We start from the raw sequence: 22,328 nt of genomic DNA on the forward strand, positions 1-22,328 counted from the left end.
ATTAATAACTCACTACACGATTGGCTTTACTTGCATCGTCAAACCGTTTCTTCACTTCATCCCAGTTTTGCTCTTTGATAAGCGTTAAGTCCTCATCAGAGAGCCCGTATTTTGCGGCGGTCGCCACGGGGTCTTTTTTGTATGCTTCCATTAAATTGCTATTAGTGTCTAGTTCTTCTAAAAAATTTATCAGCGAGCTGGCCATGTTACTTCCTTATTTAGTTTATTTTCGGGTTTCGGTAATTGATGACTTGTTCTTTTGTCAGGCCAAGGCGTGCTAAGCGTTCCTGGTGATATTCTGGCAACCCCAAGGAAGGTACAACAAGAGTTGAAATTAACGTTGGTGTTGCACGTGGTAAATCGCGAAGCATTAATTTTTGAATTTTGGGCTCACATATGGGTAAGGTTGCTGCTTCGTAAACAATCACTTCGTGGTTCTCGGGATAATGCTCTAGCAGTACCTCTGTCAATATCGCCAACCCAGATAGGCTATGATTGGCATTTAGCACGCTGAGCGAGGCTTCTCCAGCTAGCCCAATTTGCCAGATAATCTGAGTCATGTACGGGTCTATTTTGTAGTCGCGAAATAAAAACTGAGTTGCTTCATACGATTGGCACCCAAATCGCGATGGGTCGAGACCTAAGTCAGCGATTAAGCAATCTTCCGCTGATACGCCAGGCAGCATTTTAGCGTCTAAACCGAGCGCCTGCACTCGTCGAATGGCTTCGTGAGAAGGCGTAACGAATACACCTGCATGACCATAAAAAGCGGCGCACACGTTTTGACCTTCGACAACGGCTTGGACAATGCGGTCAGCCATTTGATGGTAAGTAATTGCTCGGGATTTGCCTTGTTCGTAAAGGTCATCTAGGGAGATGCTATTAGGGTTTATTTTTTTAACGACGTGTTCGCCCACTTTATTCATGATACCCATGAACACGATGTCGGCTCTTTCTATGTAGCTTCTTGCTGCCAATGTCATTTGGCCAGCAACGCTGATGCCGGTGCCGACAACAACTAGCGATCCCTCTTTATCAGTGTCCATCATTCCCTTTTGTCAGTGGCTACATAATATACTCCCGTTACTATAAGTCAGATTTGTTGCATTTACTACGCCTGACGATTGCACGCATGCTCTCCCTCAATGAGCCGTTAATTTTTACTTGAAATAAATGGTGTACGTTGAATGGTTCTCTTCTATTTAAACTGACACTTTCACTTGTACTACTTCCACTTCTACTGCTTTCAATTTTATTCGTAAAAATGTCAAAGAAGAAATGTATTCCAATCTAAATGTTAAAAATACTATACATGAAGTAATAAATTAATTACTCTTGGTTCATCGTAAGCACACCCTCAAGCGCAAAAGGTTTTAAATCACGTCGCTGTAACAAATTTAATGGAGCTACTTATGAACATGACACTAAAAGAAAAAAGTACCTGGCTATCGCTCATTGCCACACTGGTAATTTTTGGCTCGTACACATTAAATGTAGTCAGCATTGATTTAGCTAGCGTGTCAGAGCAGCAAGCTATTGATATTGCTATGGGAAATTTAAGTCAGGCTATTTTATATATCATTATTGTAGAAATTATTTTTCAGTCACTTATTACTGTTGCAGGTTCTAGAGCTGACATAGAAGGTGATGAGCGAGACCGATTTATCGCATTAACTGCTAATAACAGCGGCTACTGGGTATTAAGTATTGGAGTAGTCATGACATTAGGTCATTTATTGCTACCACATGCACTTGGTGTCGAATCGTCGATAAAAGCCTACTTTCCCATCCCATTGTTTGAAGTGCATGTGCTGTTGCTTATGTTTATTTTTTCGGAAATAGTGAGATTCACACATCAAATCATACTTTATAGAAAAGACGCGGTATAACCATTATGGCGATTACGAATAAAGTGAGAGAATGTCGCTTTTTTGCTAACGAGATGACGCAACAAACACTCGCTGAGGCCGTTGGTGTTACGCGGCAAACTATTATGGCTATTGAAAAAAACAAGTATAACCCCTCGCTAGAGGTAGCTTTCAAAATTGCCAAACTCTTCAACAAATCTGTAGAAGAAGTGTTTGCCTATTTTCCTGATGATTAGGGCGGGTGGGAATTAAGCCATCTTGCCTATTGAAAAAGTAGGGCGAAGACAAACATATACACTGAATACATTACCTGGAATGCTCTTGATAACCTTACGCCATTTTCCTACTTTGTTGATATATTTCGCGTTTCTTTTTACGTCGATTTTTGCATCATTTTGTGTGACTGCTGACGATGAACTGCTATCACAACAAGAAGTCGTCAAGGCGCTGAATAATCTTGTAGTGAGTGTAGATAAAGACTACCTGCATGAGAAACATCGGGAAAAGATTACTGAGCAGATCACCACCTCCCTCAATCAAGGTGACTTTGACGGTCATTATCAATTTCATCGGTTTAAACGAAAGCTCGAATCTTTGTTATATGCTTCAAGCCATGATGCTAATTTTGAGATTACATGGCGGTCTGGGTCAGAAAGTTTGACCAACGCCCCAGATAGAGTCTTCCCCAGTACCATTGAAACTCAATTGCTCGAATCGAATATTGGCTACTTGGGAATTGATGGCGACCTTTTTAATGAGCACGCAAAAAGCGATGTAGACAATGCTGTGGCTTACCTATCTAGCGCCACTGCGATCGTTATCGATTTAAGAAGTGCTGGCTACGTCGACTTAGATGTTGCCAAGCAATTTTTAAGTTACTTTGTACCTACTGGTAAACCCATTGCAACGCTTACCCTAGCTCAAAATAATACCTCTCTATTAGTGGCGAGTGATACTGGGTTTAAAATGGGTGAGAAGGTGCCTATTTTTGTGGTTACATCGCCTTTTGTGGCGGGTTCGTGGGAGTTTGTAGCCTATACACTTCAACAGACAAGTAAGGCGACTGTTGTAGGTACGCGTACAATGGGTTTGAGCTATCTATCGACTACCACATCACTTAGTGAGCACATCAATCTTGTGATGACATACGGCGATTTGCGACATCCGTCTACCCAGGAAAGCTGGAAAGATGAGGGAGTCATACCGGATATTCCCTGTGAGGCAACCGACGCAGTGACAGCCGCTTTTGAACTAGTCGAAAAGCGTTTAAATAGTGAAACGAAAGGCAAATGAAATGCATACATCTTCATTATGCTTTTGCTTTCGCTTGTTTTTTGCACCTGTCATTAAAAGCGGTCGCTGGCTGAAATCATAAACTGTGTGAAAATATTTTAATCCTAGTCATACCCACTGCTGTATATATCCTATCAATAAAAAAATTAACGCGAGACTATGAGTAATACACACCTTAGTGAAGCAAGCACAGCTTTTGAGCTCACAATTAAAAGTTGGTGGAGCATTCTCAAACGCATATTCACTAATATTGGCGGTCATAATATTCCCCTTATTTCCGCAGGAGTTGCGTTTTATTGTTTGTTGGCAATCTTTCCCTTACTGGGGGCAACAATATCCTTATATGGTCTTATCGTATCGCCAGAAGAGTTGCAGCGTCATATGGCTTTACTCGTCGATGTGGTGCCTTCTGACAGTAGCTATATCATTGAAGAGCAGCTTAAAAAGCTGACGGAAAAGTCGAGTTCTGCATTGGGGTGGGGGTTCTTTTTAACCCTATTCTTGTCGCTTTGGAGCAGTAGTAAAGGAGCAAATGCATTAATCACAGCGTGCAATATCACCTATAACGAAAGTGAGGGACGAGGCTTTTTTAATGGCTTAATAGCTCGCATAACCTGCACCATCAGTATGATAGCCACCGTTATAGTGGCTCTGGCATGCATTACCATATTGCCCGAGACAATAAGTTGGGTAGCAGGTGGCTCAATTGATGATAAGCAGGCCATGTGGCTTACCTGGCCTATAATGCTCGTGCTGTTCAACTTTTGTCTTTCTGCGCTGTACCGTTATGCGCCTCACCGTCGCTCTGCGCAGTGGCGATGGGTGACACCAGGCGCATTACTCGCCACAGTATTGTGGATAGCGGCCTCGTATGGTTTTTCTATCTATTTAAATGAATTTGCCAGCTATAACAAAACCTATGGATCAGTGGGCGGAATTATCATTTTGCTGATGTGGCTGTATTTAAGTGCCTACATTATTCTAATTGGTGCTGAAGTAAACTCAAGTATAGAGCTACAAACGAGTGTGGATAGCACCGTGGGTGAAGATAAGCCCATGGGGGAGCGAAACGCTGTCGTTGCTGATAATACACCTGAAGATTTACGCAAGTCTTAAGTTTGAACGCATAAAATACTGATGTATTGCGGTATCATGCCTGCCAGTATTTAAACGAGCTTGTGTAAAAGCCGTTTTTTAAGGAGCAGGCAATTCAATGACCGCAGACTACTCTTCAACACTACAGGGCCTATTTGGTTTTCCATCCTTTCGAGCAGGACAGCAGGAGGTGGTTGAAGGCTTACTGAATCAGCAGTCGTCGCTCGCTATTTTTCCTACCGGCTCAGGCAAGTCATTGTGCTATCAATTTGTGGCTACGCAATTACCGCACCTTACCGTGGTGGTATCACCCTTGTTAGCACTGATGAAAGATCAGCTCGCATTCTTACACAGCAAAGGCATTGCAGCGGCGAGTATAGATTCAACGCTAACGCCCCAGCAAAACAAGCAAGTTATGAATGACGTGCGTTCAGGCCAGTGCAAAATATTGATGGTGTCAGTAGAGCGGTTTAAAAATGAGCGTTTTCGTCAGTTTATAGAATCGGTTTCTGTATCGATGCTGGTGGTCGACGAAGCCCACTGTATTTCTGAGTGGGGGCATAACTTTCGACCAGATTATTTAAAGCTGCCCGCCTATCAACAAGATTTAAAAATACCTTTAGTGCTGCTGCTCACTGCTACGGCTACTAAAAAGGTTAAGCTGGACATGGCCCGCAGATTTGACATTGCCCCATCAAATATTATTCAAACCGGGTTTTATCGTTCAAATTTGAATTTAAATGTGTTGCCGGTGGTAGAGTCAGAAAAAAATAACGCATTGCTTAATGAATTAGAGCAGCAGCAAGGTGCAGGCATTGTTTACGTAACCCTGCAACAAAGCGCTGAGCAGGTAGCCCGTTTTTTACAACAAAATGGCTATACAGCAAGTGCTTATCACGCCGGTTTAGACAGTGATGTGAGACAACGTATACAGCACGACTTCATGGACAATAAGCTTCAGGTCGTTGTGGCAACAATTGCCTTTGGTATGGGAATCGATAAATCAGATATTCGCTTTGTAGTGCATTATGACTTACCCAAGTCTATTGAAAACTACAGTCAGGAAATTGGTCGAGGGGGGCGTGACGGAAAAGCGGCTAACTGCACCGTACTAGCTAATTTAGATGGTTTGGTTACCATTGAAAACTTTGTTTATGGCGACACACCCGACCAACAAGCCGTTCAAGCGGTTATCGATGATATCGCCTCACAAGGCACAGAAACAGTAAACGACAATGTGTATGAGTGGGAAACTCAGATAAACAGTCTATCGACTAAAAGTAATATTCGACAGCTCCCGCTTAAAACATTGCTAGTGCAATTAGAATTGGCCAACGTTATCCGCCCACTTTATGCGTATTTTGCAGAGTTTAAATTTCGCTTTATAACCGAAAAAGCAGACATTCTTAGTCAGTTTGCTAAAGAGCGCAGCGACTTTCTAAATGCAGTTTTTAACAACACTGCAATGAAAAAGGTGTGGGGTGTGGTTAACTTTGATGATATTTATCAGCACTATGGGGCCGAGCGAAGCAGAGTTGTGAGCGCACTAGAATATTTGCACGAGCACAACCATATTGAATTGGCATCGCGCTTAATTACCGATGTGTTTGAGGTGAATCAGCAGGCACTGCTCGCAAGTGATTTATCCGAAAAGTTAGCGCACTATTTTGCCGACAATGAACGCAAAGAAATTCAGCGTATTGCTGCTCTTGTTCGATTTTTTGAGCTCGATAGCTGCTTAAATGCCAATTTATCTACCTATTTTGATGATAAAGACGCGCCTGAGCGGTGCGGACACTGTAGCGTGTGCAGCGGCAATGTGTCTAAGCTGACTTACTCAAACCCAATAGCGGCGCCTGATGAAGACGAAATAGCAACCGCAATAACGGCACTTAATAAGCACCTTGAAGGTAAAGTAAACACCCACCTAACCGAAAATACGTACTGCCGTTTTCTTACTGGTATGTCTATGCCGTTGTTTACTCGGATGAAAGTGAGGCAGGTACAGGGCTTCGGTTGTTGTGAAAACTGCCGCTATGCAGATGTAAAAGCGGTGGTGACTGCTTATTTACAATCGAATGCTCGCGGCTAGCATTAGATAACAAGCAGTAAACAACAACCAGTAAATAATAAGAAATAAAACGGTTACTAGGGTGGGGAGTGTTGCTGGAAAAATGTACAGCAAAAATCAATACGCCCTAGGCCGTTATTATTATAACATCAGTCTTATATCATCAGCGATAACAAATCTAACACTAGAGCGCGTTGGTCTTGACTGTATAGCCAAGGTCGACATGCCTTAGCTATCTAAAACGTTAAGCAAATAGGCGAGATGCACATGGAAATTTTGGCGCTGTGGTTACCTTTGGTTATTACATTATCCTTTGGAACGGTAATGATTATCGCAGTGCGATGGATATTATTAAGACGTGCTCAAGAGTTGACCAGCGAACAGCGTTTGCCGCGACAAATGGTCGTGTTTGTTATTATTTTGGTACTATTGATAGCGGTTGCGCTCACACTTCCGGTAAGTGAAAGCTCTAGAAATCAGCTGTTGGCGTTAATTGGCGTGTTAGTGTCAGGTGTTCTTGCTTTCTCATCCACCACCATAGTTGCAAACTTAATGTCTGGGTTGGTCATTCGATTCAACAAACCCTTTAAAACGGGCGATTTCATTCGTTGTAATGATTATTTTGGACGAGTATCGGAAAAAGGATTGCTCGATACAGAAATACAAACCGAGCAGCGTGATTTGATCCATATTGCTAACAGCTACCTGGTTAATAACCCTGTGTCCGTTATCCGCTCTTCTGGCACCTTGATCACAGCTAATATCTCTATTGGTTACGATGTTCATCACACTAGCGTAACCGAGGCGCTCACCAAAGCAGTTCTTGAGGCTGGTTTAGAAGAGGGGTACGTGCAGGTTAGTGAGCTGGGAGATTTCAGTGTGTCTTATCGCGTTGCTGGTCTGCTTAAAGAAGTAAAAAGTGTATTAACGGCACGTTCAAATTTACACAAAGCAATTTTAGATACGCTCCACAATAGCGATATTGAAATTATGTCGCCTAACTTTATTGCTCAGCGACCCACAGAGGCAACGCAAAAATTTATCGCCAAGGTACCGACTAATGTGCCTAGTAAGACACGTGCTAGCGTGGAGGACGATGATGCCCAGGAGGCAATTGCATTTGATAAGGCCGAACTAGCGGCGCAGCACGAAGAGTCGCTTCGAGATGCAAAAGCCAAGGTTGAGAGTGTGCGTCAGCAGATATCAGAGGCTAAGGGAGCAGACAAAACAGCGCTTGAGAAGGAACTCGAAGGGGCACTTAGTCAGGTCGACAATATTTTAAAACTTGAGCAACAAACAAAAGAGACTGAGTAAAGTCAGCAAAATAAAATACCAGTACCGGCGTACTCAGCCTTTGACGAGAAAATGCCTTTAGGGCATACCAATCAGGATTAACATGGCACTCAAAGCAACGATATTTAAAGCGGATATCTCGATAACCGATATGGACCGCAACTATTACAACGATCACAATTTAACCATCGCCCGTCACCCGTCTGAAAACGACGAGCGTATGATGCTGCGTATTATCGCTTTCATTGTTAACGCCCATGAGCAATTGCAGTTTACAAAAGGTTTATCCGACGATGAGGTGCCAGATTTATGGCAAAAAAGTTTCAGTGACGAGATTGAGCTGTGGATTGAATTAGGGCAACCCTCTGACCAACGCATTAAAAAAGGCTGCAATCAAAGTAAGCAAATGAAGATTTACGCTTATGCTGATAACAGCTTCGATGTGTGGTGGAAGAAAGAGCAGAATAAGCTTAATACCAAGAAGAACCTATCTGTGTATACACTTCCTGATGCGCTATCGGCAACGCTGGCAGAAGCAGTTGAGCGTTCTATGCAAATACAAGTAACGATTCAAGATGGGCAAATTTGGCTCACTTTTGCGGGCTCACAGGGAACGGAGAGTTTAGAGATAGAAATAGAGAAGCATTTATAGTGCCGCTATGTTGACTATCTACCTAGAAGAATAAAAGAGTAGAAAAGTAAAAGATTAAAAGTTTGCCATGAAAATCAATCTCTCTTTACATGTCCAACACAAATGCTACATTAAATTGGTGTTTAGCAGATATTTAAGGAGGTGATCATATGTCTAGTGTTTTGAAAACAGGTGAATCGGCTATGAATGGGGTACGTTCTAACTAACCCTTTTTTCGTCACCATTCTGGCTGGCTGATTTGCTAGCCAAAGCACGGAGGAGTCGCAGTAATGCGACTCCTTTTTTATTTGCTCTTTTATAAAGCTAAAGCGTTTACGTGTGCAGAACATTTACTTGAATAGAGCAGTCTGCTCAGTAAATTGATGAGTTTAATCGACGTTTACTTACACTAATCCGCTTCGTTTAGTGCTAACTTATCAAGAGATGAAAGTTTGTTAAAACTGATCATTTCACGTAATTCCTTGCCGTATTCATCACCACGTTCAGAATATTTACCTAAGCCATAACTAAGCGCGACTCCAGTGACAGCTTCGCCTTTTTTACGTAACGATTGACGAATATTACGTAATGGCTTGTAGGCATCATGGGTATTTAAATTGAGCATGTAACTTTCTACTGAATCGGCAGGCGAACGGAAATCCGCAACTTCATGCGATTTGTTCGCATCTCGTGATTTTGGAACAATGCCACAGCCTTTTGTGAAGCACCACTGACCGAAAAAGTTATTCCCCTGTTTGGCAAAACGAGACGTTCCCCACGCACTTTCGTTAGCGGCTTGCGCAATGGCCAATGACGCAGGGACAATGTCTGCTCGGCGTAGCAATATATTGCAGGCGGTGTCTTGTTCAAGATCAGTGTCGTCAATGCGAAATTTGGTTAGAAAATTGTCTAATGTTCCTGTTTCACCGGCGTCACATGCACTTTGAATTTGCTGTCTATCGGCAGCTAGCTCTCTGTTTATATCTAAAATAATGGGCGTGAAGTATTCAAAAAAAGCAGCTTTTCGATCAGGGCCTGCGGCGTAAGCAGTAAAGTCAGGCGCAGATTCTTTGGCAAAAAACGTGAACCACGCAGCGATACTTGCCACTACGGCAACGACTACAATAATGATATATTTCGGGTTTGACATCAGGTGATACCTCTTTTTTTAAATAAAATAATGCTCTTTATTAGCGGACTACCTTAATGAGTACTCTTTCACCATACAGATTCTTACATGCACTGCAACTTATTGAGAGGAAGGTAAATTAAAGTTAATAAAGGTGGGGCAATTATTCTGTCATGGGGGAAAGCGTTTCTAACACTTCTCGTTGGAAAAAGTATCTGTTACATTTCTATGGGCACAAAAAAATCCGATGGCTTGCACCATCGGATTTTATGTTTCACTCGATGAATCTGCCTAACGAGGCGTTCATCGCTCCTTTCGGAGCCATATGCTAGTAGCTAGTCGTGTGCAAGAAGCTTCGACTTTTTCTCGATCTTACAATCTAAAATACGTTGTGCGTTTTTGCGGCCTACGTATGCGGCAACTGCGTATGGGTGCTTGCGTTTGAATAACTTCGTGAATGTCTTTAGCATGTTAAGCCCCCTTTGATAAATTTTCACTATTTAAATTTACATTATTACAGTTATGTGATCAAGTTTTATTTTCAATAGCTGATTTAGACTAAAAATGTAAGGAGGCCATACGCCGTCTAGAAAGCCGTCTAGATTTCAACCTCGCCTATTATCACTTTGTCCTTCGATCATCTTGCCTTATTGGCGAGTTTTGTTGATGTGAACAATGCGAGCCTTCGCGAATAACCCTACACAGCGTTTACTTTATTCACCGTTTGCCCTATTCTTGCTACGCAGAATGTATCTGGTTGGATTATGAACACAGCGTTTTCAAAACTTTTGATTGTTTTCAGTATGCTTGTCGCTTTTAGTGGGCAGTCTTTTGCGTACGTGTTTGAGCATTGCGCTGTTTTTTCTGTTCGCTCGCCAACTACCTCTGCATCTGGCTCGGCACTTGTTTCAAATGTAGGCGACCGTCACGGTAGCTTACATCACCAATCACATCAGCAAATGGCAAGTGACAACAACCAACACGCTTTGCACGGTGCTTCTAAAGACATGGAGCATAAAGAAAGCTGCTGTGTTGAAGAGTGCGTCTGTAAAACAAGCGCGTGCTCTGCAGTGAGTATCATAGCTTCATACCATTACTATTTCACCTTACAAGCAATTAGCGAACGCGTTGCTGCACAACAGGTGAACTCCCCAAAATCAGTGACCTCTCTTCTCTATCGGCCCCCTATTTTTAGTTAAGCGGGGTAATTGCGTCTTTTTTTCGTGATTAACGTGGAAATGTCGCACATTCAATTTTTATCATTAAGCATAGTTTTACCGACAATAGGCATTTTTAGCCAATTTGGCTAACGCGTTCGTTGAAAAGTGGGCCTCACTTTCCGTAAGGACGACTAGTTGTAAGCGTGTTACCCAGTAAGCGTTGCAGCGTTAAGCTATAAATGCCTATTTCTAAAGGACAAGTATCATGAATCGCATTTATTTTAGTCTCTCGATACTGATGGGTTTTTTGTTAATTTCTCATTCTGCGTTGGCTGAGCAAACACGCAATGTCATTTCTCTTGAACAAGCTATTTCGCGGGCACAGCAAAACGATCCTTGGCTTCATGGAAGTCAGCTTAATCAGAAAGCGACAGAATACCGAAGCGATGCTGCGAACACGTGGGCTAACCCTAAAGTGTCGTTAAGCATGATGAACTTACCCACAAATTCGTGGGCGTTTAATCAAGAAGCCATGACCCAATTTAACATTGGCGTAGCACAAATGTTTCCCCGAGGTGATTCTCTCGCCATTCGTGAGGCTCAGCTTAACATTCAGGCCTCTCAGTTTTCTTTTTTGCGCGAAGACAGAAAGGCGAAATTAGAAACCCTAGTTTCTGAGCTATGGCTGGATGCCTATCTTGCACAACAGACTATCGCCCTTATCGAGTCTGATCGCGCCTTGTTCGAGCAGATGTCTGAGGTGGCCAGAGCAAATTATGCTTCAACGGTAGGAAATACAAGACAGCAAGATGTGATCCGCGCCGACCTTGAAATCATTCAACTTGAAGACCGTTTAATGGTTCAGCAGCAAGCGTTGGAATTTGCCGTGGCTCAGTTGAATGAATTTCTTCATATATACAGCCGCAATCAAAGTGGCGAGGCTTTTAACTTCGATTCTCAGCCTTTGGCTTTTTCCGTATCGAACACACTGCCTAAAATTGCGTTAAATAGCCAAGAAATAACCAACATGAGCACTTATAAAAGAAGCCGAATGGCTCGAGCTCTATCGCAACATCCTGCTGTGAGGGCATTAGAAGTGAAAAGAAAGGTGTCTGAAAAAGCGATTGATTTGGCTAAGCAGCAGTATAAACCTCAGTGGGGGGTTAACGCTAATTATGGGTACAGAGATGATATGCCATCGGGGCAGAGCAGAGCTGACTTTTTCTCTGTTGGCGTATCATTCGATGTGCCTTTGTTCACTAAAAAACGACAAGACAAAGAAGTCGCCGCCTCTGTGGCAGATGCTGAAGCAGTCAAAACAGAAAAACTGCTGCTCATCAAAAAAATGTTAAGTGCAGTTGAAAAGGAAATAAAGCAGCTAAATCGCTTGCGCGAGCGCCAGGCGATTTATGAGCAGCAGTTGTTAATACAAACCCACGAGCAAGCCGAAGCTTCTTTAACCGCATATACTAATGATGACGGCGATTTTGCTGAAGTCGTACGAGCGAGAATCGCTGTGCTAAACGCCCGAATAGCGTCATTGCAAATAAATGTTGAAGCGCTGAGGACCGTCTCAAGAATCAATTACTTCTTCTCAGATTCTCATAACAATACATATCGCTTAGATCAGGGCTTAACCCTACAAGAGGGAGAAAAATAATGTCAAACAACGCACCTAGCTCACCGATTTTTACTACGCCAGCAAAAGCGGCGATTTTTGGAATCGTCATTGGGGCAGTAGTAGGCGTAGCTCTGTTGATGCTCTTTCAAGGAGGCTTTCAAGGGGAAGAGCATGGCAGTGCGGCAGCGCAAGACAGTGAAAGTCCCAGCCAGAGCAAAGAGCCTCTTTACTGGGTTGCTCCTATGGATCCAAATTATCGTAAAGATGGGCCAGGAAAATCACCCATGGGAATGGATTTGGTTCCTGTTTACGAAGGGCAGCAAGGAAACGCAGAGAATAACCAAGGTAACGGGGCTGGGGTAGTCACCATTTCACCCAATGTGGTAAATAATTTAGGGGTTAAAACGGCTCCAGTAAAACGTGAACCCATCGACAGCAAAATTTCAACCGTAGGGTATGTTCAGTACGATGAGGATGAAATGGTGCATATTCACCCGCGGGTAGCAGGCTGGGTTGAGAAGCTGCATGTAAAAGCTGAGGGCGATAGAGTAGAAAAAGGCGAACCGATTTACACGTTGTACTCACCTCAGTTAGTTAACGCGCAAGAAGAACTCGTGATAGCGCTCAAGCGCAAAAATACGGGTTTAATAAACGGAGCAAAAGACAGATTAAAGGCACTGCAACTATCAGAACGTTTAATTCAAAACTTAGAGAAAACGTTAAAAGTGCAGCAAAATATCACCTTCTATGCCCCCCAATCTGGCGTAGTAGACGGGTTAAACATACGAGAGGGCTTTTATGTAAAGCCAGAAAATACGTTGCTTAGTATTGCCAAACTCAACAAAATTTGGGTTGAAGCAGAGATATTTGAACGAGATGCTGCACTTGTTAAAAAAGGGCTGCCAGTGAGTATGACCGTCGATTACTTACCAGGCAAAGAGTGGAAAGGTAATGTTGATTACATCTATCCCTCGCTCAATGAAAGCACTCGAACACTGCGAGTAAGATTGAAATTCGATAATACGAATGACGAGTTAAAGCCCAATATGTTTGCCAGCGTGACGATGTTTTCAGATGGAAACTCCGAGGTTGTTGTCGTACCTAAAGCAGCGGTTATTCGAACCGGTACTCAAAATCGCGTTGTAGTAGCGTTAGGCGACGGTCAGTTTAAGTCTGTTCATGTTGATATTGGTCGGGTGGGCAACGAATATATTGAAATTGTAAACGGCGTCGTTGAAGGCGATGAAGTTGCAGTGTCAGCTCAGTTTTTACTCGACTCTGAATCTAGCAAAACGTCTGACTTCGCCAGAATGAACGCTTCAGAACTCCCTAAGTCGGTATGGATGGAAGGTGAAATTAACCACGTTATGGCTGGGCACCGTATGGTTAACATTTCTCACGGCCCAGTAAAAGCCTGGGACTGGCCAGAGATGACCATGGATTTTATGGTTGCCGACGGCGTGGACTTTGAAGCACTAAAGGCTGGGCAGACTTTACATTTTGAGGTAACCAAAGACGACAACGAAAACGTTGTTCTCACTGGTATTCACATTATGTCAGAGCCTGAGGTGTCATCAGCAACAGTGAACGGCGTTATTAATGATATCAATATCGCCACCCGAACCCTCAATATTAGCCGAGGTGCCATTGAAAAATGGGGAAGAGAGCCTGCGACAATGGACTTCATTGCCGCTGAGCACATTGCTCTGTCTAAATTCAGTGTTAATGACGAGGTGACGTTTACCTTTGAGATACGCGATGACTTTATCATAGTGGAAATGAATGGTCAGCATGGTGAGCATAACCAGCATCGTATACACGACGCCTCTTCTGCAAGCGATGCCTCGGGTGTTAAAAAAGCCCATCAAGCGGAAAAGGCACCTAACACTCACGATGCTCATAAGGCGCATAAAGCGCATAGAGAAGAGGGAGATAGCGCTGAAAGCCATGATAGCGTAGACCACTCTCAGCATAAGAGAGGGCATTCCGCATGATTGAATCTGTTATAAGGTGGTCAATTAAAAATCGTATTTTTGTGGTTTTGCTCACGCTTATGATTATTGGCGCAGGGCTGTATTCAATAAAAAGTACACCCGTGGATGCGATCCCAGATTTGTCCGACGTGCAGGTGATTATAAAAACCAGCTACCCAGGGCAGGCACCGCAGGTAGTGCAAGATCAGGTGACGTTCCCATTAACTAGCGCAATGTTATCGGTGCCTGGAGCACAAACGGTAAGAGGCTATTCTTTTTTTGGTGACTCTTATGTGTACGTCATTTTCGACGACGACACCGATGTTTATTGGGCAAGAAGCCGAGTACTGGAGTACTTAAGTCAAGTTGCCACTAGTCTTCCAGCATCCGCTAAACCTCAACTTGGTCCCGACGCCACAGGTGTGGGTTGGGTGTATATATACGCACTCACTGATACTACCAACACCTATGATTTAGGTGAACTTCGCAGTATTCAAGATTGGTTTTTGAAGTACGAGCTTCAAACTGTGCCCGGGGTTTCTGAGGTAGCGGCAGTGGGGGGAATGGTGAAGCAATATCAGGTTCAAGTAGACCCAGAGAAACTGCGCGCTTACCAGGTTCCGCTAGCTCACGTACAAACTGCGCTGCAAAGGGGCAACAAAGAGGCTGGAGCCTCGGTGATTGAAATGGCTGAGGCCGAGTACATGGTAACGGCTACCGGTTACATTCAGTCAATTGATGACATCGAAAAAATACCCTTAGGGCTGAATGATCAAGGAACGCCACTGCGTATCGGCGATGTTGCTTATGTAAACCTAGGGCCGCAAATGCGCCGAGGCGTAGCCGAATTAAATGGCGAAGGTGAGGTGGTTGGCGGCATTATTGTGATGCGCGCTGGCGAAAATGCACAGCAAACAATTAATGGAGTAAAAGAAAAGCTAGCCTCGCTGAAGGCATCAATCCCCGAGGGTGTTGAGATAGTGCCAGTGTACGATCGCTCGAAGCTTATAGAGCGGGCTGTTGATAATTTATGGGATAAATTATTAGAGGAGCTAGTTGTAGTAGCGCTAGTTTGTGCAATATTTCTCTTTCATTTACGTTCCTCTTTGGTTGCCATTGTTACGTTGCCATTAGGCATACTGGTTGCTTTTATCATCATGTATATGCAGGGAATTAACGCCAATATCATGTCCTTAGGGGGAATCGCCATTGCCATTGGGGCCATGACTGATGGTGCAATCGTGATGATTGAAAATATGCACAAGCATATGGAAAATCTTCATCAAAACGGTGATACGCTGAACCGAGAGAATCGATGGGAAGTGGTATCGAGAGCAGCCAGCGAAGTTGGGCCAGCGCTGTTTTTTAGTTTACTGATCATAACCGTTTCCTTCTTACCGGTTTTTATCCTTGAAGCGCAAGAGGGCAGAATGTTTGCGCCACTCGCTTTTACTAAAACCTATGCTATGGCAGCGGCCGCTGGTTTGGCCATTACTCTAGTGCCAGTACTCATGGGATATTTCATTCGGGGCAAAGTCATCTCGCAAAAGAAAAACCCGCTTAATCGATTGCTGATTGCCTTGTATATGCCTGTTCTAAGGCGGGTAATGCAGTTTCCCAAATTGACTATCGCCTTAGCGTTCATTATTACTGTGGTAGGGTTTTGGCCTGTAAGTAAAATAGGTAGCGAGTTTATACCGCCTCTTGATGAAGGTGACCTAATGTATATGCCTACAACCTATCCTGGTATTTCGATAGGTAAGGCTCGACAGCTGTTACAGCAAACTGACAAACTTATTGCAACAGTACCTGAAGTTGAAAGTGTGTTTGGCAAAGTGGGCAGGGCAGAAACTGCCACGGACCCGGCACCGCTTACCATGATTGAAACCTTTATACAGCTCAAGCCCAGAGATGAGTGGCGAGAAGGAATAACAACCGAGTCGTTAAAAGCAGAGTTTGATAGCTTGGTAAAACTCCCTGGCTTAACCAATGCGTGGGTAATGCCGATAAAAACCCGAATCGATATGTTGGCTACCGGGATTAAAACCCCCGTGGGAATTAAAATAGCCGGTCCCGATCTCAATGTTATCCAGGAGATTGGCCAACACATCGAAAATACATTGCCCGAAGTAGAGGGTACGGCGTCTGTTTATTCTGAACGTGTCGCGGGCGGGCGTTACATAAAGGTGGATATATCTCGCGAGAAAGCGAGCCGCTACGGATTGAATATTGATGATGTCCAGCAGGTAGTATCTACCGCCATTGGTGGCATAAATGTAACTCAAACCGTTGAAGGACAAGAGCGTTATCCAGTGAATGTACGTTATCCGCAGGATTACAGAGACTCGCCTGAGCAACTGTCCCGTTTACCCGTGGTTACGCCGAGTGGACAACACATTGCTTTGGGAGATGTGGCTGATATTCGTGTGGAAGATGGTCCGCCGGGAATAAAAAGTGAAAACGCCCGTATTAATGGATGGACGTTTATTGATATAAAAGGTGTGGATGTAGGAACCTACGTTGTTAATGCGAAAGCTTACCTCTCAAAGACGCTCGACCTTCCGGTTGGCTACTCTATTACATGGGCTGGTCAATACGAGTACATGGAGAGAGCAAAAGAAAAACTGTCTTATGTGCTTCCATTAACTTTCGCCATTATTGTTATTTTACTCTATCTTAATTTTAAAGCGTTTAGTGAGGTGGCAATCATCATAGTAACGCTCCCCATGGCTATGATAGGTGGACTTTGGTTGATGTACTTTGAAGGCTTTAATTTTTCCGTAGCCGTCGGTGTGGGTTTTATAGCACTGGCCGGTGTAGCAGTAGAAATAGGCGTTATTATGTTGGTTTACTTAAATCAAGCAATCAACGAGCTGAAAGGAAATGCGAGCGCGAATAACGCGCCAATATCGGCCGACGCGTACCGAAATGCGCTTGTTCATGGCGCGGGATTACGAGTTCGCCCTGTTATGATGACGGTAGCAACTATTATATTGGGTCTGTTACCTATTCTATATGGTACGGGAACAGGCTCAGAAATAATGAGTAGAATAGCCGCGCCTATGGTTGGCGGCATGACAAGCGCAGTACTTTTAACGTTAATTGTCGTGCCTGCATTGTATTCTATAGTTAAAAAGTCGGACATATCGGCATTCAATCGCGAACTATCAAATCATGGTGAATAATACGGCGCGGTCGACATCGGTGGTATGGCTAAAAAAAGCGAGAAAATACCACCGATGGTTGATGGCTGGGGTGGGGGTGCAATTTCTTTTTTGGTCGATAACCGGTGTGTATATGGTAAGTATGAACATTCACTATATACACGGGGAGTCGCTGGTAAAAGATGATGACGAAAAACTCGACTTAGGAAGTATTGAGTTTCCCATGAGTGCGCTGGTGGCTGAATATCCAAACGCCAGGTCTATATCGCTTACCCAGCGGATGGGAGCGCCTATTTATATTGTTACTAAAGGTGCGAACACGTTTTCCATCGATGCCATAACTGGAGCGCAATTGCCCAAGCTTAATGAGGCGGCGGCAATTGCTATAGCCCGATACCACTATGCGGCCAGTGATGAAATTACAGGAAGCCGGCTTATTCGCTTCTCATCAGACATGCCTGAAGAACTCTCATCTCGCCATTTACCCGTATGGCAAGTCACTTTCGATAATGTTGCAACTCCTACCTTTTATATCAGTCAGCAAACCGGAGAAATTGTTACCAAGCGCCACCATTATTGGCGCTTATTCGATTGGATGTGGCGTTTTCATATTATGGATTACGATAACGGCGAGAACGTAAAAAACGGGTTTTTGTTTTTTGTCGCAGCAATTGGAGTTATCGCTGCATTGTTGGGAGCTGCCTTAACGTATTTTAGTTTGCGTACTTCTGTAACAAAGGGCTCGGTTGAAAAGGGCTTTAACAAATGAAGATAAGCAAGTTTAAACCCGCTTTCAGCACTCCATTTACTAACGCTCACACCGGCGTATCTAAGGTTGCATTCACCGCTTCTTTGCATAAATGGCTTTCATTATTGGTGGGCGTTCAGCTATTAATTTGGCTTGCAACCGGGTTGTATTTCAACCTTATGGATCACAAAAAGGCAAGCGGTAACGCGCTAAGAGAACCAGTGAGTGTTAAACGGAGCTTTACTGACAGTGAACTTATTCCTCTCAATAAGTTAAAAACTGTAAGTGAGGTGGCGCCTCAAAAAGTAGAGCTCATATGGGTGCTGGGGAGCCCTTATTATCATGTTATTGGCAGGCAGGGAGAGCATAGTTACCAACTTCGTCATTCGTTACTATTTAATGCCATTACAGGCGAGAAAGCGGCGTTAACATCCCAACAGGTGTTGGAAATAGCAAAACTTTCTTATTCCGGGTCCAGCGAATTAAGCAATCCTAAACTGCTTCAGCCTCCTTTTTCAGATTATGTCGCACAGCAAAACCCAATGTGGAAGGTGTCTGCGAATGACAATAACAATACCTCTATTTATATTGACAGTGTTACCGGGCAAGTTTTAAAGCATGTGAACGATGATGCCAGATTAAAAGCCCTGATGTTTAAACTGCATTTTATGGATTACACCAACACAGGAGGCTTTAATCATTGGCTTATTATTTGTTTTGCTTTCGTTACATTATTTCTCTCGGGAACCGGGGTAACCTTGCTTGCAAAACGATATCAACGTCGAATATTTTCCGTGAAAAGAAACGGCAATAAACAGGCTATTTCTGTCATTTTATCTCATTCGCACACTCCAGCACCGGCTCGCGTAGAGTCTGAGGCAAACTTATTTAATGCGCTTGCGGATGTAGGTATCGAGTTACCCTCGGTGTGTAATGGTGCTGGTACCTGCGGTAAATGTAAGTTCTTTTCTGAAAACAGGCTTCGCGTTGCTCCTACTGAACGTAGGCTTTTGTCAGCAACTGAATTAGCTGAGGGTGTTCGGCTTGCCTGTCAGCATAAAGCTTCTGAAGTCACCGGTGTAATTGATGTGAGCGTGACAGGCTTTGCGACAAAGCTTCAGGAATAGGCCTTTAGAGTGAGCTTCACTGGTAGCACCTCTTTCAGAGGTCGCAGTGATACCTACTTGTACAAATGGCGTATGAAAGATGGCAATAGGCAGTGCGTAGGTTGACGTACTTCTTATCATTAAAAGTTTTAATCAATATGGGCGAACCAATGAAGCGTTTCAGTTTTGTACTTTTTATATTTGTCGCCGCAATCAGTATGGCAAACGGGGCACAAGTGGAAGAGTCTCGTTTGAGTAAAGGGTTACTGGCGGTGGTAAATAAGTCTGATAACAGCATTAGCGTGATTGATATAAATGATAAACGGATTATCAAAACACTGCCTACCGGTAAGGGGCCTCACGAGCTTGTAATGTCTAACAATCAAAAGTGGGCGGTAAGTACCAATTTTGTAGGCGGCGACAGCTTGACGGTTTTTAATTTGAGGGAGCTTGAAGTGGAGAGAACAATTCCACTCGAGGCGTTGAAAGGTCCACATGGTGCTGCGTTTTTAACCGACAATAAACACGTTATTTTCACCTCAGGTAAGGCAAAGCATCTTGGCATTGTAAACGTTGAAACGGGAGCGCTCGAAACAAAAATAAAAACCGCGCAAGATACCACCCACATGGTGGCTTTAAACAAGGATGAAAGTAGAGCATTTGCCACCAATATTCGAAGTGATTCGATATCGGTGCTAGACTTACAAAATCAAAGTCGAGTGAAAAATATTGCTACTTTCTCTATGCCAGAGGCTATTGGCTATCGTGCGAGTGCCCATGAGATATGGTACGGCGCAAACAAGGAAGGTAGGCTCGTTGTTATTAACCCTGACAGCGAACAAGAGATTGCTCAATGGCAAGGTTTTGGTTTTCCTTACAGAGTGCTGTTTAATCACGATGAGTCGGTAGCTATGGTGCCAGACTTTCATAATCACTACATTCGTTTCTTTGATGCGAATAATAAAAAAGAGCTAGGGACTCTGGCTTTAGAAGAGGGGGCAGGACCGCAGGGCATCACTCTTCATCCAAAGCATGATATTGCATTCTTATCACTGAACTTGAAAAATAAGATAGTCGCGATAGACATTCATACTCGGGAAGTTATTGCAGAGTTTCCCACGGGAACTAACCCTGATGGCGTGATTTTTATTAGTCGTTAATCTGCATAAGTTAATAAAACATACCCATCTTTTAAAAGAGCGACGACTGGCAAGACAATAAACTCAGTTGAACCCTCCAGTCGCAGCTTTTAGTTAATAGGTGCGTATCCCCACGGTGTACCAGGCAGTTCAACCGGGTTTGTTAAATCAAAGTCTACTTGAACTTCCCTTGCAGGGCGCACTAAGCGATAACTAAAACGCTTTGGGTAAATCATCATTTGCCAAACATTATCAGTTGAGGCAGTAATTCCAGAGTCGATAAATAGCTGTTTTGAATACGCATCGGCTGGGAACGACTGAACTTCGTTATAACCTCTTTCTGTTGTATGTCCTCCATACATGGTTGATGTGTGGAAGCTTCCATCTTCATTACGATGGTCGTGTTTAAGCATTAAGCCGGCACCTGTTTTTGTGACAATCCAAGTGCGAGAGGCGTCATCCCCGACGTGAAAGGGAATATGCAGTTGAGTATCCGAGCACTCCCGTACATGCATGATGAGTTTATTATCGCCAAAGGTATTGCCTACGTTATCCTTTGTCACCTTTCCAATAAATGCTTTGCCGCAGTGCGCTTTTATTGCATTAAAAAAGTTATCGTGAGTGTCTATAGACACTAAAGGGGCGGGCGTTGCGCTTACTAATGTGGAGAAGACCGCAATGTATGCCGTAAAAGAAAAAGTGCAAAAAGCAGAAAAATTTTTTGTTTTAGTCAACGTAGTTTTCATAATAAACCTGTTAGTAAGATGCGCTTTTTAATACGCTCTGATAATCCTTACCTTAAGTCAGTGAAGCGGATATGTCACTGTTATACTGCCCTTTAAGCGCTTGTTTAAAAGCGCGTATTTAACCTACTAGCACATACCACATTGATTTTTATATCGGTGCAGAGAAAGTGCACAATAAAATTCGGTACGTTGTAATCCAAATTAGTATTCATTTCATGAAGCTAAATAAATCAGGCAAATAAAGTATGTCTATACTTTCCTTCATCATACTCTACATATCAAACAATAATGGGGCGCTTCTCTTAGCCACACAACGAGCTAACAGGCCCAGCTACTAGGTCCAGCAAATAGGCCAAGTCATGAAGAGTATAAAAGGTGAATAGTATGTCTAACGAATTTAGCGGTAAGACCGCAATTATATCCGGAGCAGCCGGTGGTATAGGGCTAGCTGTTGCCGAAGCGCTGGCAGGGCAGGGCATGAACATAGTTATGGGAGATATTGATTCTTCCACGTTGTCTGAGGCAAGCGACGCGTTAAAAGAAAAAGGGTACAACGTTATTACCTGCCCGTTAGATGTTACCGACTATACGCAGTGGGAGTCTATTGTGGAAAAGGCAAAGGAAGCCTTTGGTAAGGTACATATGGTGGTTAATAACGCCGGCGTTGGCGGTACACCTGGCAAGATTGAAGACGCTGAGCACGAGACATGGCGTTGGGTGATGGATGTTAACGTGATGGGCGTGCTCTATGGAGCTCAGGCAACAGTACCTGCAATAAAAGAGCACGGTGAAGGCGGTTGGGTGTTAAATGTTGCGTCTATGGCAGGAATGATGGGAATGCCTTACGCCGGTGCTTATTGTGCATCTAAAGCTGCGGTGGTCTCGATGACCGAAAGTTGGATGGCAGAGCTTCACCCTCACAATATTCATGTTTCTGTGCTTTGTCCTGCCTTTGTGAAAACTCGAATTCACGAGTCACATCGCAATAGGCAAGAAAAATATGCAGTAGCGAAAGAAAAGCGAATGAGTAAAGACAAGCTTATGGCTGGTGCGCAGGCTGCGGCTGCTGCCGTCGAATCTGGTATTCCTGTTTCTATGTTAGCCGAGCGAGTGGTTGAGGCGTTGCGCTCTAAACAAACCTATATTTATTCTCATCCCAATTATAGAAAAGTGACTAGCGGGCGAGCGAAAGCTATCGATATGGCATTTGTCGATGCCGAAGAGAGTGAAGTGGTAGGGCATTTAATTAACGATGATATCGTCACGTTTTAAAGTGGCTTCGTGCCTTTTA

At 43.6% G+C, this 22,328-nt stretch carries 19 protein-coding genes; 15 read left to right on the plus strand and 4 right to left on the minus strand.

Annotated features, from left to right (window positions below; all coding sequences use genetic code 11):
• Position 1: 1 nt before the first annotated feature.
• Together GTQ48_RS01480 and GTQ48_RS01485 are read right to left on the minus strand one after the other, a co-directional pair.
• On the minus strand, positions 2 to 205 hold the full coding sequence (locus GTQ48_RS01480; RefSeq protein ID WP_163104731.1) for a hypothetical protein: 204 nt from the start codon (positions 203 to 205) through the stop codon (positions 2 to 4).
• A gap of 13 nt (positions 206 to 218) precedes the next feature.
• Positions 219 to 1,049, minus strand: a complete 831-nt coding sequence (locus GTQ48_RS01485; RefSeq protein ID WP_239059947.1) for an SAM-dependent methyltransferase — start codon at positions 1,047 to 1,049, stop codon at positions 219 to 221.
• Between the two features lie 363 nt (positions 1,050 to 1,412).
• On the opposite strand from GTQ48_RS01485, the gene GTQ48_RS01490 reads away from it, so the two are divergent.
• The 7 genes from GTQ48_RS01490 to GTQ48_RS01520 all read left to right on the plus strand — a co-directional run bounded on the left by GTQ48_RS01490 (position 1,413) and on the right by GTQ48_RS01520 (position 8,272).
• Positions 1,413 to 1,889: a hypothetical protein gene (locus GTQ48_RS01490; RefSeq protein ID WP_163104733.1), complete on the plus strand. Its 477-nt coding sequence runs from the start codon at positions 1,413 to 1,415 to the stop codon at positions 1,887 to 1,889.
• 5 nt (positions 1,890 to 1,894) lie between these two features.
• Positions 1,895 to 2,104, plus strand: a complete 210-nt coding sequence (locus GTQ48_RS01495) for a helix-turn-helix transcriptional regulator (protein WP_163104735.1) — start codon at positions 1,895 to 1,897, stop codon at positions 2,102 to 2,104.
• Positions 2,105 to 2,267: 163 nt separating this feature from the next.
• Complete coding sequence (locus GTQ48_RS01500) at positions 2,268 to 3,161, plus strand: S41 family peptidase (protein ID WP_163104737.1); 894 nt, start codon at positions 2,268 to 2,270, stop codon at positions 3,159 to 3,161.
• 159 nt (positions 3,162 to 3,320) lie between these two features.
• Positions 3,321 to 4,277 carry a YihY/virulence factor BrkB family protein gene (locus tag GTQ48_RS01505; protein WP_163104739.1) on the plus strand — a complete coding sequence of 319 codons (957 nt, stop codon included), beginning with the start codon at positions 3,321 to 3,323 and terminating at the stop codon, positions 4,275 to 4,277.
• Between the two features lie 97 nt (positions 4,278 to 4,374).
• Complete coding sequence (locus GTQ48_RS01510) at positions 4,375 to 6,348, plus strand: RecQ family ATP-dependent DNA helicase (RefSeq protein WP_163104740.1); 1,974 nt, start codon at positions 4,375 to 4,377, stop codon at positions 6,346 to 6,348.
• A gap of 246 nt (positions 6,349 to 6,594) precedes the next feature.
• The gene (locus GTQ48_RS01515) at positions 6,595 to 7,641 is read left to right on the plus strand and encodes a mechanosensitive ion channel family protein (RefSeq protein ID WP_163104742.1); all 1,047 of its coding nucleotides are present in this window, start codon (positions 6,595 to 6,597) and stop codon (positions 7,639 to 7,641) included.
• 82 nt (positions 7,642 to 7,723) lie between these two features.
• Positions 7,724 to 8,272 carry a YaeQ family protein gene (locus tag GTQ48_RS01520; protein WP_163104744.1) on the plus strand — a complete coding sequence of 183 codons (549 nt, stop codon included), beginning with the start codon at positions 7,724 to 7,726 and terminating at the stop codon, positions 8,270 to 8,272.
• A 388-nt stretch (positions 8,273 to 8,660) separates the two neighbouring features.
• Here the strand turns inward: GTQ48_RS01520 and GTQ48_RS01525 are convergent, their stop codons facing one another.
• A complete protein-coding gene (locus GTQ48_RS01525) occupies positions 8,661 to 9,401 on the minus strand; it encodes a glucosaminidase domain-containing protein (RefSeq protein WP_163104746.1) in 741 nt (246 codons plus the stop codon).
• 743 nt (positions 9,402 to 10,144) lie between these two features.
• Here GTQ48_RS01525 and GTQ48_RS01530 point away from each other — a divergent pair.
• The 7 genes from GTQ48_RS01530 (at position 10,145) to GTQ48_RS01560 (ending at position 20,312) form a co-directional block, all read left to right on the plus strand.
• Complete coding sequence (locus GTQ48_RS01530) at positions 10,145 to 10,579, plus strand: hypothetical protein (RefSeq protein ID WP_163104748.1); 435 nt, start codon at positions 10,145 to 10,147, stop codon at positions 10,577 to 10,579.
• A 226-nt stretch (positions 10,580 to 10,805) separates the two neighbouring features.
• Positions 10,806 to 12,200, plus strand: coding sequence for a TolC family protein (locus GTQ48_RS01535; RefSeq protein WP_163104750.1), 1,395 nt, complete (start codon positions 10,806 to 10,808; stop codon positions 12,198 to 12,200).
• The gene (locus GTQ48_RS01540) at positions 12,200 to 14,155 is read left to right on the plus strand and encodes an efflux RND transporter periplasmic adaptor subunit (protein WP_163104752.1); all 1,956 of its coding nucleotides are present in this window, start codon (positions 12,200 to 12,202) and stop codon (positions 14,153 to 14,155) included. Before GTQ48_RS01535 ends, GTQ48_RS01540 begins: the two co-directional genes overlap by 1 nt.
• The gene (locus GTQ48_RS01545) at positions 14,152 to 17,319 is read left to right on the plus strand and encodes an efflux RND transporter permease subunit (RefSeq protein WP_163104754.1); all 3,168 of its coding nucleotides are present in this window, start codon (positions 14,152 to 14,154) and stop codon (positions 17,317 to 17,319) included. Before GTQ48_RS01540 ends, GTQ48_RS01545 begins: the two co-directional genes overlap by 4 nt.
• Positions 17,309 to 18,067, plus strand: coding sequence for a PepSY domain-containing protein (locus GTQ48_RS01550; RefSeq protein ID WP_163104756.1), 759 nt, complete (start codon positions 17,309 to 17,311; stop codon positions 18,065 to 18,067). Before GTQ48_RS01545 ends, GTQ48_RS01550 begins: the two co-directional genes overlap by 11 nt.
• Positions 18,064 to 19,173 carry a PepSY domain-containing protein gene (locus GTQ48_RS01555; RefSeq protein WP_163104758.1) on the plus strand — a complete coding sequence of 370 codons (1,110 nt, stop codon included), beginning with the start codon at positions 18,064 to 18,066 and terminating at the stop codon, positions 19,171 to 19,173. The genes GTQ48_RS01550 and GTQ48_RS01555 overlap by 4 nt, the downstream gene beginning before the upstream one ends.
• Before the next feature lie 149 nt (positions 19,174 to 19,322).
• Positions 19,323 to 20,312 carry a YncE family protein gene (locus GTQ48_RS01560; protein ID WP_163104760.1) on the plus strand — a complete coding sequence of 330 codons (990 nt, stop codon included), beginning with the start codon at positions 19,323 to 19,325 and terminating at the stop codon, positions 20,310 to 20,312.
• An 89-nt stretch (positions 20,313 to 20,401) separates the two neighbouring features.
• Here the strand turns inward: GTQ48_RS01560 and GTQ48_RS01565 are convergent, their stop codons facing one another.
• Positions 20,402 to 21,037: a hypothetical protein gene (locus GTQ48_RS01565; RefSeq protein WP_239059948.1), complete on the minus strand. Its 636-nt coding sequence runs from the start codon at positions 21,035 to 21,037 to the stop codon at positions 20,402 to 20,404.
• A gap of 384 nt (positions 21,038 to 21,421) precedes the next feature.
• On the opposite strand from GTQ48_RS01565, the gene GTQ48_RS01570 reads away from it, so the two are divergent.
• The gene (locus tag GTQ48_RS01570; RefSeq protein ID WP_163104762.1) at positions 21,422 to 22,309 is read left to right on the plus strand and encodes an SDR family NAD(P)-dependent oxidoreductase; all 888 of its coding nucleotides are present in this window, start codon (positions 21,422 to 21,424) and stop codon (positions 22,307 to 22,309) included.
• Positions 22,310 to 22,328 lie beyond the last annotated feature (19 nt).

The sequence above is a fragment of the Alteromonas genovensis genome, assembly GCF_010500895.1.
Taxonomy (GTDB): domain Bacteria; phylum Pseudomonadota; class Gammaproteobacteria; order Enterobacterales; family Alteromonadaceae; genus Alteromonas; species Alteromonas genovensis.